The 12,492-nt window shown below is 68.5% G+C and carries 10 protein-coding genes; 4 read left to right on the top strand and 6 right to left on the bottom strand.

Annotated elements, in window-relative coordinates:
• Positions 1-18 precede the first annotated feature (18 nt).
• Together EJV47_RS05245 and EJV47_RS05240 are read right to left on the bottom strand one after the other, a co-directional pair.
• A complete protein-coding gene (locus EJV47_RS05245) occupies positions 19-780 on the bottom strand; it encodes a hypothetical protein (protein ID WP_126692076.1) in 762 nt (253 codons plus the stop codon).
• A gap of 125 nt (positions 781-905) precedes the next feature.
• Entirely contained in the window at positions 906-1,913 is a 1,008-nt protein-coding gene (locus EJV47_RS05240) for a GNAT family N-acetyltransferase (protein WP_126692075.1), read from the bottom strand.
• Positions 1,914-2,070: 157 nt separating this feature from the next.
• Here EJV47_RS05240 and corA point away from each other — a divergent pair, with 157 nt between their 5' ends.
• Positions 2,071-3,294: a magnesium/cobalt transporter CorA gene (corA, locus tag EJV47_RS05235; RefSeq protein WP_243651019.1), complete on the top strand. Its 1,224-nt coding sequence runs from the start codon at positions 2,071-2,073 to the stop codon at positions 3,292-3,294.
• Positions 3,295-3,605: 311 nt separating this feature from the next.
• Here the strand turns inward: corA and EJV47_RS05230 are convergent, their stop codons facing one another.
• Positions 3,606-4,646 (bottom strand): AAA family ATPase, encoded by a 1,041-nt coding sequence (locus EJV47_RS05230; RefSeq protein ID WP_126692074.1) that lies wholly within the window; start codon positions 4,644-4,646, stop codon positions 3,606-3,608.
• A 144-nt stretch (positions 4,647-4,790) separates the two neighbouring features.
• Positions 4,791-7,514, bottom strand: a complete 2,724-nt coding sequence (locus EJV47_RS27930) for a hypothetical protein (protein ID WP_165903625.1) — start codon at positions 7,512-7,514, stop codon at positions 4,791-4,793.
• A gap of 286 nt (positions 7,515-7,800) precedes the next feature.
• Here EJV47_RS27930 and EJV47_RS05220 point away from each other — a divergent pair, with 286 nt between their 5' ends.
• The 3 genes from EJV47_RS05220 (at position 7,801) to EJV47_RS05210 (ending at position 10,915) form a co-directional block, all read left to right on the top strand.
• Entirely contained in the window at positions 7,801-8,379 is a 579-nt protein-coding gene (locus EJV47_RS05220; RefSeq protein WP_126692073.1) for a hypothetical protein, read from the top strand.
• A gap of 307 nt (positions 8,380-8,686) precedes the next feature.
• Positions 8,687-9,244 carry a hypothetical protein gene (locus EJV47_RS05215; protein ID WP_126692072.1) on the top strand — a complete coding sequence of 186 codons (558 nt, stop codon included), beginning with the start codon at positions 8,687-8,689 and terminating at the stop codon, positions 9,242-9,244.
• 195 nt (positions 9,245-9,439) lie between these two features.
• On the top strand, positions 9,440-10,915 hold the full coding sequence (locus tag EJV47_RS05210; protein ID WP_126692071.1) for an APC family permease: 1,476 nt from the start codon (positions 9,440-9,442) through the stop codon (positions 10,913-10,915).
• An 82-nt stretch (positions 10,916-10,997) separates the two neighbouring features.
• Here the strand turns inward: EJV47_RS05210 and EJV47_RS05205 are convergent, their stop codons facing one another.
• Both EJV47_RS05205 and EJV47_RS05200 read right to left on the bottom strand, forming a co-directional pair.
• Positions 10,998-11,699, bottom strand: a complete 702-nt coding sequence (locus EJV47_RS05205; RefSeq protein ID WP_126692070.1) for a carboxypeptidase-like regulatory domain-containing protein — start codon at positions 11,697-11,699, stop codon at positions 10,998-11,000.
• A gap of 215 nt (positions 11,700-11,914) precedes the next feature.
• Positions 11,915-12,331 (bottom strand): hypothetical protein, encoded by a 417-nt coding sequence (locus tag EJV47_RS05200; protein WP_126692069.1) that lies wholly within the window; start codon positions 12,329-12,331, stop codon positions 11,915-11,917.
• Positions 12,332-12,492 lie beyond the last annotated feature (161 nt).

Genomic DNA, 12,492 nt, shown 5'->3' with positions numbered 1-12,492 from the left:
GGCAGCCCGTGCGGCCGCTCAGTGCAGCCGCACGGCCGCCTGCAGGCTTAAGGTGGTCAGGCGGGCGCGCACCTGCCCGCTGATGGTATACGATTTCTGCTGGCGCGTGGCCTCTTCGAAGTACTCGGCGCTGCCCCGGGTGCTCAGCACCTGGGCGGGGGTAAGGCCGTGGTAGAGCAGCAGCCCCAGGTTGAGGCGGCGGAGCACGTCGATGCCCACCCCGGCTTCGAGGCCCAGCTGCCAGTGCGCCGGCCGGGTGGCGTAGCCCAGGGCAATTTTCGTCGGCGTGGGCGGCCGGTAAAAGCCCGCGTAGTTATTCGGCACTCCCCCCACGGGGTCGACGGGGTGCAGCGCGCCGTAACCGGGCACCACCCGCACCAGTAGTTGGGGCCGCTGGGCGCTGCGGCTGAGGGTGTAGCGCAGGCCCAGGGGCAGCTGCCAGTAGCCGCCGGCCAGCCCGCCTCCCACCCCCACCGTGGCCTCGCTCTGGCTGAAGCGGTAGTCGAAGGAGCCGCGCACCCGGCTGTAGCGCGGCTCGGCTTCCAGCGCCAGGTTCTCGCGCAGGGGCGTGCTGATGCGCAGTCCTACCTGGTAGGCGGCCTTGCTCTTGAGCCCCGACCCCACATAGAGGGGCTGGTATACGTTGCTGCGCACGGTGGAGCGGTTGGCCATATGGGTCAGCGTGCCCGCCCCGACCACGTCGAGGCGCCACTGCTGGGCCGAGGCGGCCGCCGGCAGCAGCAGGCCCGCCAGGGATAAAACGGTAAACAGGGGCTTCATGTGAATAAGCTAGCGAGACAAACGGAGCCGCCAAGCAGCCCTACCCTAGCGGGAGCCGCGAAAAGTCCGGGGGGAGTGCACCTGAGGCGCACTGGCTTATCCGGCAGCCCCGACAACTCCTGCCCTTATTCCCGTACCAGCGTGAGCTTCAGGCTCGGCACGCCGCCCAGGTGGCGCTTGAAGCGCAGCAACGACTCGTTGGGGCCCGTGGGCAGGGTGCTGGTGCCCAGGTCGAGCAGGCGCAGGCCGCTGGCCCGGCCGAAGGCGTGCAGGCCGGCGTTGAGCAGCACTACCGGGCTGAAGCTGTTGTAGCGCAGCGGGCTGGCCGGGTAGAAGTTGTAGAGCACTCCGCCGCCGGCCAGCACGGCCACCGTCAGGGCCGCCCAGTCGCCCTGGGCGTCGCGCACCGAGAACAGCAGGTAGTCGCGCGGGAAGTCGCGAAACAGCTGGGTGAGCCGCTCCTCGGTCAGGGACAGGCGCTGGCCCTTCTCCTCGCGGCAGCGGCGCAGAAAGTCGTAGGCCAGGGGCAGCAGCAGGGGCGGCTCCTGCTCGAAGCGCAGGCCGTGCCGCTCGCACTTGTGCAGGCGTCGCCGCTCCGAGGGGTGCAGGTGGGCTTCGTAGTCGCGGCTGAAGGGCAGGTAAGTGTCCATTTCGGCCAGCTGTACCCGGTAGCCCTGGCGCTGCAGGGCCGCCACCAGCGGACCGCTGCGCTGCGGCTCGTAGGCGAAGGGCGGCAGGCGCAGCGTCAGGCGGCGGAGGCCTTGGGCCGTAAGCTGCTGCTGCACGGCCGCCAGCCAGGCATCGAGCACCGGAATGGGCAGGCCGGGCACCAGTAGCTGGGGGCCGCCGAAGGGCGCCGCGGGCGAGCTGCCGGCCGAGCCGTCGGGCAGCTGAAAGATGGGCCACCAGGCTACCGTCAGGCCCCGGTGCGCGTCTTCCAGCACGGCCACGCGCACCGGTCCGCCCAGCGCCAGCTGGGCCGGCCGCAGGTACAGGTACAGCTCGGCGGCCGGGGGCAGCGGCGGGGCGGCGGGCTCCGGCAGCCAGCGCAGCCAATAACGCCCCGCCTCCCCCGGCAGCAGCTGCGGCGACGAAACGGCGGACGAAAAGGCGGGGAACGGCGGGCCGGGCAAGGGGAAAGCGGTTGCGAAAGGGCGCAAGTACGGCAAAATCGGCCGGAGGATGCTGCAACGGGCACTGGGCCAGCCCCCGAAGCAGCACTTTCTGCCCGCATCTGCGTAGCATTACGCCGGAGCCAGCCGCCGGCTCCCGCTACGCCCCCGCTTACCTATGTCCGAATTCGCCCCGGAAACCGGCCCGATGATGGCCGGTGCCTCCGCCGCCACCATGCCCGGCCCGGCCACGGCCCCCGACGACGTGGCCGATGCCGCCGCCAGCGTAACCGACCGCGACGCCACCCGCCAGGCCCGCATGCAGGGCGTGGGCGCCCGCCCCGGCACCCTGCGCCCCAGTGCCAATGCCCTGCCGCCCCGGCTGTTCCTCTTCAGCTACGACCAGACCGGCTACGAGGAGGCCGAGTACCGCTCCTACGACGAGCTGCTGCAGCGCTTCCGCAGCCAGCCCGAGCGCCGCCACTGGATCGACGTGCGCGGCTACGGCGACGTGGCCCTGATGGAGCGCATCATGCTGGACTTCGAGCTGCACCCGCTGCAGATGGAGGACGTCATTGGCGACTACCAGCGGGCCAAGGTGGAAGTGTTCGGCGACAACCGCCTGTTCCTCGTCTCGCGCATGACGGAATTCACCGCCCGGCTCGAAATCGACGACGACCAGCTCAGCATCTTCACCGGCCCCAACTACGTCCTCTCCTTCCAGGACGACTACGAGGACTGCCTCGACTCGGTGCGGCAGCGCATCCGCTCGGGCTTCAGCCAGATCAAGCAGCGCCCCCCGCTGTACCTGGCCTACGCCCTCACCGACGTGGTGCTCGACCACTACTACCCCACCATGGCCGCCATCGGCGACTACATCGAGGAGCTGGAAAACATCATCATCCGCGACCGGGCCTCCAAGCGCCTGCTGGCCCGCATCCTGCAGATCAAGAAGGACATCGTGCGCTTCCGCCGCCTGGTGTACCCCGAGCGCGACAAGATTCTGGAGCTGCTGCGCCTGCACGACGAGGTGGTGCCCGAGGAAATCAAGGTGTTTTTCCGCGACTGTTACGACCACGCCATTCAGGCCATGGACCTCTCGGAAAGCTACCGCGAATCCGTATCGAGCCTGATTGACCTGTACATGTCGGACCAGAGCAACCGCATGAACGAGGTGATGAAAGTGCTGACCATGATCAGCGCCATCTTCATTCCGCTCAGCTTCGTGGCCGGCCTCTACGGCATGAACTTCGCCCGCGAGCGGCCCGGCGGCGGCATCAACCACCTGAACATGCCCGAGCTGTACAACCCCTGGGGCTACCCCACGGTGCTGCTCATCATGGCCGCCATTGCCGGCGGCATGCTGATTTACTTTTTCCGCAAGGGCTGGTTCAGGAATTAGATTACAATCAGTTATAAGGCTGTATCAAAAGCCCTGCCCGTGCTCTAGCCGCAGTGCGGCGCCATATTCGTAGTCATCCGTGCCGTGAAAGCCCAGCAAAGCGGCAGCGCAGCGGCCAGGCTGACGTTGAACTGCCGTTGACGTTCACGCGGCCCCTGTTCCATGCCGCTGCGCTGCCGCTCGGTCGTTGTTGCCAACTGATTTTTCTACCATCATGGCGCTGCGGCTGGGGTTGACAAGCCGGGGACCGTCGAAGCAGGACACCAGATTTGCCTGCCTCATGGGCTAATGGGCGGCTGTAGCCAGTGCCGCTACAGCCGCACCGTCAGCGGTTCGCCCAGCGCCGCTACTACCTGCTGAACCCGCTCCTGCACCGAACCGGTGAGCAATTGGTACGGAATGCCCAGCAAATCCAGCTGCAGCAGAATCATGTGTTGCTGCAGGGGCTGCTGCCCGGCCGGGGCGCGGGTGCCGTCCTGCTCGAAGGGGAAGTCCGGGGCGCAGACGAAGGTGTGGGCGTAGCGGCGGCGGCACTCGGCGGCCAGCTGGTGCAGCTCCGGCGCGGCGCGGCCGAAGTAGGCGTAGGAGTACCAGAGCGTCGTCACGGCGTTGGTGTCGCTGACGAGCCAGTGCCGGGCGGCGGGCAGGGCCGCTTCCTCCAGCTGCCGGTGCCGCCGGGCAATGCGGAGCAGGTCGTCGAATTCCAGCTGACCGGCCTTTTCTTCCCAGAGCGTGCGGCCGTACTCGGCCACGAAGCCGGTGCCCAGCCGGGCGGCCAGCGCCGCCGCCAGCGTCGACTTGCCGGTGCTTTCGGCGCCGAGCAGGGCCACGCGCTGCACGTAGGCCTCGGAGCGAAAATACGCCTGCACCACAGGCGGCAGCCAGTCGCTCAGCCCGTACACGTCGGCCCGCAGCCGGGTGCCCGACACGGGCCGCTGCCGCCGCTCAAAGTCCACCAGTACGTGCCCGGCGCCGAGGTGCTCCGCGAAGCCTGCCCCGTAAGATTCGCTGGTGAAAACTAAGTCGATACGCAGGTTTAGCTCCAGCAGCAGTTGACGCACGAACTCACGGTGGGCCAGGTCGGGCGCGTCGTTGGGCGGCAGGCCGGGGTACTCGGTTTTGCTCAGGCTCCGCACGTGCAGCCGCGCCCCACCAATGGCCGCGCCGTAGAGCTGCCGCAGCCAGCCGGCGCGCACCGCGGCGGACACGCGGGCCAGGTCGGGCTCGGAGTACACCCACACGTGCAGCTCATCGACCTGCGCGGCGGCCGTTTCGATCAGCAGCTGGTGGCCGCGGTGCAGCGGGGCAAACTTGCCCACCACAAGGCCGGCGACGGGGCGGGTGGCGTGCATAGATCGGGTAGTTGTAGCGCGGGCTTTAGCCCGCGTCCGTCTGAACGATGAAATACAAACGGGTACAATGAGCTGTTACGGCCAACCGGCGCGGCGAAAACCAATGCTGCATGGATGGACGCGGGCTAAAGCCCGCGCTACAACTCAGTCCATCTTCAGCGTGAGGCGCCGCAGCTCGGTGCCCGCCACGCGGTAAAGCTGGTAGGTGCCGGCCTGGGCGTCGAAAGTCAGGCCCACGGTGGGGGCCGAGCTGTCGAAGGGCTGGCCGCCGACGAGGCGGTTGCGCGAGTCGTAGAGGTAAGCCTTGCCGGGGCCGGTTTCGCTCAGCACCAGCACGCGGCGGCCGGCGCCGAAGTCAAACAGCTGCACGGGCTTTTCGGCCGAGGTGAGGAAGCGGCGCTCCACCAGCGGGCGGCCGGCCGCGTCGAGCACGGTAAGTAGGCCCTGGCCGTCGTCGCGCACCACCACGTAGCTGCCGCCGGCCTGCGCGGGCACTAGGCGGAAGGTGCTGCTGCGGCTCCAGGTGGTCAGGCGGCGGCGCTGCGTAATGTCGCCGCTCAGCGTGAAGGTTATCAGCTCGGCGTGCTGGTTGACCACCGTCAGGCGGGTGCGCTGCAGCGTGGGGCCGGCCTCCACCACGGCGGCCGTGTGCAGGCGGGCGCCCAGGCTGATGGGAAAGCCCGGCAGGGTGTTGCCCAGCGCGTCGTAGGCGTAGATGTAGCCGTTTTCGAGCAGGCACAGCACCACGTCGCGGCCGCCCACGCGCAGCAGCTGGGGCGGGGCGGCCAGGGCAAAGTCCAGGCGCTTGGGTTGCCAGCCGGCCGGGGCGTTGCCCAGGGCATCGAACAGGAACACGTTGGCGTAGCGGTCGGCCACCAGCAGGCGGGCGGGCTGCCCGTCGGTGGGCGGGGCGCTGCTGAGCGAGGCGGCCTGCACGGTGTCGGGCAGGTTCAGGGGGAAATTGCGGGCCCGGCGGCCCCGCTCCGTAAGCAGGTGGACGCGGCCCGGCGTGAGCAGCAGCAGCCCCGGCCGCCGCCCGAACGCGCCCGGTAGCAGCTGCGGCGGGGCCAGCAGCGGCCCGCCCAGGGAGTCGGACCAGCTCACCGTGTTGTCGGGGGTGACGTAGTGCAGCGCGCCGCGGCGGTCCTGCACCAGCGCCGGCGCGGGCCGGCCGGTGGCGGCGGGCAGCAGCACCGGCCCCAGCGGCATCAGCCCGGCCTGAAAGCGCAGGGAGCTGCCGGCCCCGCCCGGCGCCTGCGGCCCCGCCACCGCCGGCCCGATGGGCGGGTGGCGCAGCACCAGCTGGGTGTAGTACTGCCCGTGGTCGGCGGGGGCGTACTGCAGGGCCACCTGCGGAAAGCGCTGAAACAGGGCCTCGTTGCGCAGCAGCCCGGCCCGGCGCTCCTCCACCAGGGCGCGCAGCAGCACGTTCCAGCTGTTGCGCGTGTCGAGCACCACGCTCAGCTGGGCCACGGGGGTGGTTTCTTCCAGCAAAGCCATCTGCGTGGGCGAGCGGCTCCAGTTCTGCCCGGCGGCCAGATCGGTGAGGTAGGTGCGCAGGGCGGCCGCATCCTCGGCCAGCACCAGGTAGTCGCCCACCAGGGCGGTGGCGCCGGCGGTGCCGGGGCCAACGGGCGCAAACAGCGGCCCCAGCAGCCGCGGGGCCAGCTGCGGCACGTTGCTCTGGTAGAGCTGGTAGGGCCCAAACCGCTCGAAGCTGGGGCTGGTGCCGGTGCGGCGGCGCAGCAGCCCCAGCCACTGGGCGGTGCGGGCCGCGTCGCGGGTGCGCACCAGGGCCAGGCGCCCCGGCAGGCTGCGCGGCGACGGCGTAGCCAGGTAGCACAGCGCGGCTTCGTGGTCGAGCGTGGTGGCCAGGCTGTCGACCAGGGCGCGGGCGGTGGTATCGGTGGAGGGGGTGCGCAGGGCGGCGGGGTTGGCGGCCAGGTGCAGCAGCAGGGCGGTGCGGGTGCTCAGGGCCTCGGCCATGCGCAGGCGGCCGCCGGGCTGCCCGCTCAGCCGCCGGTGCAGGCTCTGGCGGGCGGTTTCGGGGTTGGTGAAGCCGTTGAAGAGCACGCGGTTGCTGGTCAGCTTCATTTCCAACAGGCTTTTGTCGCCGAGGCTGGCCAGGTACTCGAAATCGGGCCGCAGCTCGGGGCGGAAAAACACGCCCAGGAAGGGCGGCAGCTGGCGGTAGTTGACGAGCACGGCCGCGTCCACGTCCTTGAGCTGCAGGTAGTCGGTGTCGCCGAAGCCGGTGGCCACCGAGCCCAGCTGGGCCAGCCGGCCGGTGCGGCGCACCACGGCCTCCACCAGGGCCGGGTTGGCACTCATCACCAGCGTGTTGCGGTAGTTCAGGCAGGTCAGGCCGGTGCGGGTGCGGCGCTGGGTCACGGTCAGCAGCTGGGCGCCCTCGTAGTCGCGGGTGCTGACTTGGTAGCGGGCGTCGCGGCCCAGGGCTTCGATGAGGGTGCGCACCTGCCGGTGCTCCCGCACGCTGCTCACCGGCACCTGAAACAGCACGTCGAAGGAGCGCGGGCCGGTGACGTGCAGGGAGGTCAGCACAGTTTTGCGGCCCAGGAAGCCCAGGATGGAGTTGCGGGTGCTGCCCAGGCTGTCGGCCAGCACCACCTGCTCCTCCACCTGCTGAAAGTAGCGCAGCGTGGCCAGGTTGTCCCAGAGCTGGGTTTCCTTAAGCCGGCGCACCAGCCCGGGGTGGTCGCGGGTAGCCACCACCAGGGCCGCATCCTCGGGCACCAGCATCCAGGGGTCGACGGGCGTGCTGGCCACCACGCGGCGGTAGTACACGTACGAGGCCAGGGCCGAGAGCAGCAGCAAACCCGAAAGCAGGACCAGTAAGCGGTTCGACATGCAGCGGTGGCGAGGGCGGGAACAGTGGCGGCAAAGGTAGCTATTCGGGCCGGTGGGGGAAGAAGTTGCCGGGGCGGGGCTTCTTGAACGTCAGGCAGAGCGCAGCGAACCGAAGGTCGACGTCGTCAAGCATCTCGCGGGGGCGCACTGCACGGTGCTACCAGAACGCCATGCTTCGGCTGTTTGCCGGCGGCGACCTGCGGTTCGGCTGCGCCTCTGCTGACGTTCTGGTAGCACCGTTCGGCCGATCTTGGCATCTCGCCCGCCGATTCCGTACCTTCCCCACATGATGCCGCGCCCCATCCGCCTGCTGCTGCCCGCGGCCTCCCTCCTGCTGCTTCCGGCCTGCTTCGAGCTGCGGGAGCCGGAGCCCTCCACCGTGTCGAGCGAGTGGGTGTCGCCGACCAGCATCGATGTGCTGCTGAGCAACTTCAGCACCGCCGTGCAGCGGCTCAACGCGGCCAACTACGAGCGGTGCTTCGTGCCCCAGCGCTACCGCTTCTACCCCGACCCGGCGGCCGCCGGCTCCACCAACGCGGCCTTGTTTGCCAACTGGGGCGTGCGCGAGGAGCTGGACTACTTCAACCGCCTGCGCCAGCGCACCCCCGCCACGGCCCAGAACGTGCTGCAGCTCTCAGCCCGCCGCGACCAGCTCTACGGCCCCGATTCGGCCGAAGTATCGGCCCAGTACACGCTCACGCTGGCCCAGACCGACACGGCCTTCCGCTTCCGCACCATGCAGGGCAACATCCGCCTGCTGCTGCGCCGCCGCAACAACGAGTGGCAGATTGCCGCCTGGCGCGACCTGGCCACCGGCGCCCAGCCCGTGTGGACGGAGGCCAAGAAGTATTTCGTGCGGCGGTAGAACGGCAATAATCAGCACGTCATCCTGACGAAGGAAGGACCTTGCTCGAACCTTGCACGAACTGAAAAACGCAGCCACCAACGTTCAATCGTCTGAGCCGCGGGGCTGCCCTGGCATTACCAAAGAAAGCCTGCACTTCGTAGACAGCGGCGGTGCGTGGTTGGAGGAAGGTCCTTCGCTCTGCTCAGGATGACGTTCGGGTTACGCGCTGCCGCCCTGCTCAGCAGAATACAGGCCGCCGGTATTGTTCGGCAACGGGCGGCGGCGTAGCTTGCAGGCACTGGTAGCCCGTCCTATCCTGCTTGCCATGAATCGTTTGTCCCCGCTGCGCCCTGCCCGCCCCGCCCCGGCCCGCCTCCGGCGCTGGTGGGCGCTGGGTGCCGTGCTGGTGGCCGGGGCCTGCAACCCCTTCGCCCCGGGCCTCGACGACGAAAGCATCAACCCCGACCAGCTGCTGGGCAACCCCGTCACGGTCAGGGGCTTCTTCGACCGGTTCCGGGCCGCCTACCAGCTGCGCGACTCCACGCTCTACGGGCAGCTGCTCAACCGGCAGTTTACCTTTACCTTCCGCGACTTCAGCGCCAACGCCGACCGGGCCTGGAACCGCGACGTGGACGTGACGGCCACCTACAAGCTGTTCCGGGCCGCCCGCTCGGCCAACCTGCAGTGGACGCAGTACATGCCCACCACCGACACCATGTACTCCGACACGCTGGTGTACGTGGAGCGCGCCTTCTCGCTGAGCATCGAGCAGCGCGACAACACCCGCTACGACGGCACCGGCACGGCCCGCCTGGTGCTGGTGCGCAAGCGCCCCACCGACCCCTGGCGCATGCGCAGCTGGTACGACCGGAGCGAGTTCTAAGCCCGGATTGGCTACGCCGAGCTTCGTTTTAAACGGATTCGTCGGATTGCAGGGCTTTTGTGGACGATTGTCGCCCTCAGGGCCTTACTTTTCGGACAGTTTTTCAACGGCCCGCCCCTCCGGCGGGTCGTTTTGTTGGCGCCGATGCGGGGCAAACGTCTATCTTCCGGCCCCATTTCTCACTCCTCCCCTCGCATGAGCGAACCACAAGGCCATTTTCAGCGCGCCATCGGGCTGTTCGACGCCGTTATGATTGTCTCCGGCAGCATGATTGGCTCCGGTATTTTTATCGTCTCCTCCGACATTGCCCGCCTCGTGGGCTCCACCGGCTGGCTGCTGGTCGTGTGGCTGCTGACGGGCGTCATCACCCTGGCCGGGGCCGTGAGCTACGGCGAGCTGGCCTCCATGTTTCCCAAGGTGGGCGGGCAGTACGTGTACCTGCGCGAGGCCTACAACAAGCTGGTGGCCTTTCTCTACGGCTGGTCCCTGTTCCTCGTCATTCAGACCGGCGTTATTGCCGCCGTGGCCGTGGCCTTTGCCCGCTTCGTGGGCGTGCTCTGGCCCACCATCAGCGAGAAAAACGTGCTGTTCGAAGTCGGGCCGGTGCGCTTCACCACCGTCATGCTGCTGGCCATCATCATGCTGGTGGGCCTGACGTGGATTAACTCCCGCGGGGTGCGCGGCGGCAAGCTGATTTCCAACATCTTCGGCTCGACCAAGCTGGTAGCCCTGGCCCTGCTCATCCTGGTAGGCTTGTTTATCGGCGTGAATGAGACGGCCGTGAGTCAGAACTTCACCGACCTGTGGCAGGCCGCCCGCTACGACGCCCAGGGCCAGGCCGTGCCGCTGACGGTGTGGGGCCTGGTGGCCGCCATCGGCCTGGGCATGACCGGCTCCCTGTTCAGCTCCGACGCCTGGAACAACATCGGCTTCTCGGGCGACGAAATCGTGCGGCCCGAGCGCACCATCGTGCTGAGCATGGCCATCGGCACGGGCATTGTCACGGGGCTGTACCTGCTCATCAACCTGGTGTACCTGCTGGTGCTGCCCCTGCACGGCAACCCCGCCGCCCCCGAAACCGACGTCATGGCCCGCGGCATCATGTACGCCGCCAACGACCGGGTGGGTACCGCCGTGGCCCAGAACATCCTGGGCGGGGCCGGGGCGGCCGTTATGGCCGTGCTCATCATGATCAGCACCTTCGGGGCCAACAACTCCATCATCCTGAGCGGGGCCCGGGCCTACTACGCCATGGCCAAGGACGGCCTCTTCTTCCCCGGCCTGGCCCGCCTGAACCGCGCCGGCGTGCCGGGCGTGGCGCTGTGGGCGCAGTGCCTGTGGGCCTGCCTGCTCTGCCTTTCCGGCTCCTACGGCCAGCTGCTCGATTACGTGATGTTCTCGGTTATCCTGTTTTACGTCATTACCATCATCGGCATTTTCGTGCTGCGGCGCACCCGGCCCGAGGCCCCGCGTCCCTACCGCGCCTGGGGCTACCCCGTGGTGCCGCTGCTCTACATCGTGCTGGCCTCGGCCTTCTGCCTGATTCTGCTGTTCGACGAAAACAAGGGCCCGCAGGCGCAGTATGGCCTGCTGCTGGTGGCCTTGGGCGTGCCGGTGTACCTGCTGTTTCGCAACCGCTTCGCCGGCTCGGTGCCGCCCGGCCCCAAGTAGTAGGCCACTCGCCCCCAACGACAAGGGCCGCTGCTCCGGGTGGAGCAGCGGCCCTTTTGCGTACCGTAACAGGGAGCCGGCCTTAGCGGCGCTTGCGCTTGCCGGTTTCGCTCGGAACCAGCGTCACGGTGTTTTTCTGGCCACCGCCGACGCGCATTTCCTGGTCCTGGTAGCCGCCGTAGCCATACACCACGCTGTTTTCGCCGGCCGGGGCTTCCACGGAGTAGTTGCCGTTGGCGTCGGTGCTGGCGAATTTGTGGGTGCCCTTCACAAACACCGTGGCGCCGGCCAGGGGCTTGCCGTTTTCGTCGAGGATGCGGCCGCTGAGGGTGCTCATGCGCGGGGCTTCCTCCACGGCCGGGGCGGGCGCCGGGGCCGGGGCTTCCTCCACTACCGCCGGCGCTGCTTCGGCGGCGGGGGCGGCATCAGCCGGGGTGCTGGTGGCCACGGCCGCCGAAGCCGGGCGGCTGGCAGCGGGGCGGGCCGCAGCGGTTTTGGTGGTGGCTTTGGCTTCCGCGTCGGGGGCGGCAGCAGCCTCGGCGGCGGGGGCGGCTTCTTCGACGGGGCGGGAGCCGACCACGCTGGCGCCGGCCAGCTCGAAGGTCGGCATCTGCCCGTTGGCAATGCGCTGGCGGTTGGCGGCCGGGCCGAAGGCAATGGCCGCGCCCAGCAGCAGCACCACGCCCCCGGCAATCAGGCCCAGCTTGCGGTTGCCCGAATCCAGCGAGGCTTCGTCGTTGTCAACCTGTTCGTCGGTGGTTACCGTTTCGTAATTGTCGCTCATATGCGGTGGGCGTGCAGGGTAGGAGAAAAAGGTAGGGCTGAGTGAAAAGGCCCGCCGCGGTTCCGGGCGGCGGACCGGGTTCAATTCGTCCGTTAAATATATCACAACTATCGGGGCAGATTGCAACATTAACCTTACAATTCTCCTAAAACACCGCCGCCCCGGCTTCGGGGGTAACCGAAGCCGGGGCGGCGGGGCCGGAAGGTAGCGGCCGGTTATTCCTGCACGGGCTGGGCGGGGCCTTCGGCTTTGCCGCCCAGGGGCTGCTCGCGGGTGCGCAGGTTCTGCTCGTGGTCCAGCTCGTAGCTGCCCTCGGCCTCGAAGCCCCCGCCCTGCTGCTTGCTGGTGTCGGTGTCGTGGTCGTTGGCGCCGTAGGGCTCGGTGTCGCTGCCGCCGATGTGCAGGTTTTCCAGCTTGTCCATCTGGCCGGTGCGCTGCGAGTAGCCGCGCGAGCCGGCGTTGCGGTAGGCCGTCGGGGCCTTGTCTACGTCGGTGTTGTTGTTGACAATCTGCTCAAAGTCGCGCTCCTGCTCCTGCTGCTCGTCGCGCGGGGCTTCTTTGCTGTTGCGCTTGATTTGCTCGTTGTCGTCCTGGTTGGTGCCTTCGGTATTGAGGTTGAGAGGAGTAGCCATGATGGGTGGTTTGGGGTTGGTTGTGCTAAGGCTGTACGGCGGCGGTGGGCGGGCGGTTCGGCTCCGGCCACGGTTTGCGGTTTTCGCGTAAGCCCCCGCAGCCGCCCAATCCGCCCCGGCCGAAAAACAGTAGGTTTGACCCGAGCCGGCCCCGGCTGCCC

Source organism: Hymenobacter gummosus, assembly GCF_003970915.1.
GTDB lineage: Bacteria > Bacteroidota > Bacteroidia > Cytophagales > Hymenobacteraceae > Solirubrum > Solirubrum gummosum.
This window is presented reverse-complemented; position numbering and strand designations above follow the sequence as displayed.

Bases quoted from the DNA above. Each gene is read 5' to 3' on its own strand.
- EJV47_RS05205 (WP_126692070.1), bottom strand. From the start codon at position 11,699: ATGAGCGACAATTACGAAACGGTAACCACCGACGAACAGGTTGACAAC.
- EJV47_RS05210 (WP_126692071.1), top strand. From the start codon at position 9,440: ATGAGCGAACCACAAGGCCATTTTCAGCGCGCCATCGGGCTGTTCGAC.
- EJV47_RS05230 (WP_126692074.1), bottom strand. From the start codon at position 4,646: ATGCACGCCACCCGCCCCGTCGCCGGCCTTGTGGTGGGCAAGTTTGCC.
- EJV47_RS05245 (WP_126692076.1), bottom strand. From the start codon at position 780: ATGAAGCCCCTGTTTACCGTTTTATCCCTGGCGGGCCTGCTGCTGCCG.
- EJV47_RS05215 (WP_126692072.1), top strand. From the start codon at position 8,687: ATGAATCGTTTGTCCCCGCTGCGCCCTGCCCGCCCCGCCCCGGCCCGC.
- corA (WP_243651019.1), top strand. From the start codon at position 2,071: ATGTCCGAATTCGCCCCGGAAACCGGCCCGATGATGGCCGGTGCCTCC.
- EJV47_RS05200 (WP_126692069.1), bottom strand. From the start codon at position 12,331: ATGGCTACTCCTCTCAACCTCAATACCGAAGGCACCAACCAGGACGAC.
- EJV47_RS27930 (WP_165903625.1), bottom strand. From the start codon at position 7,514: ATGTCGAACCGCTTACTGGTCCTGCTTTCGGGTTTGCTGCTGCTCTCG.
- EJV47_RS05220 (WP_126692073.1), top strand. From the start codon at position 7,801: ATGATGCCGCGCCCCATCCGCCTGCTGCTGCCCGCGGCCTCCCTCCTG.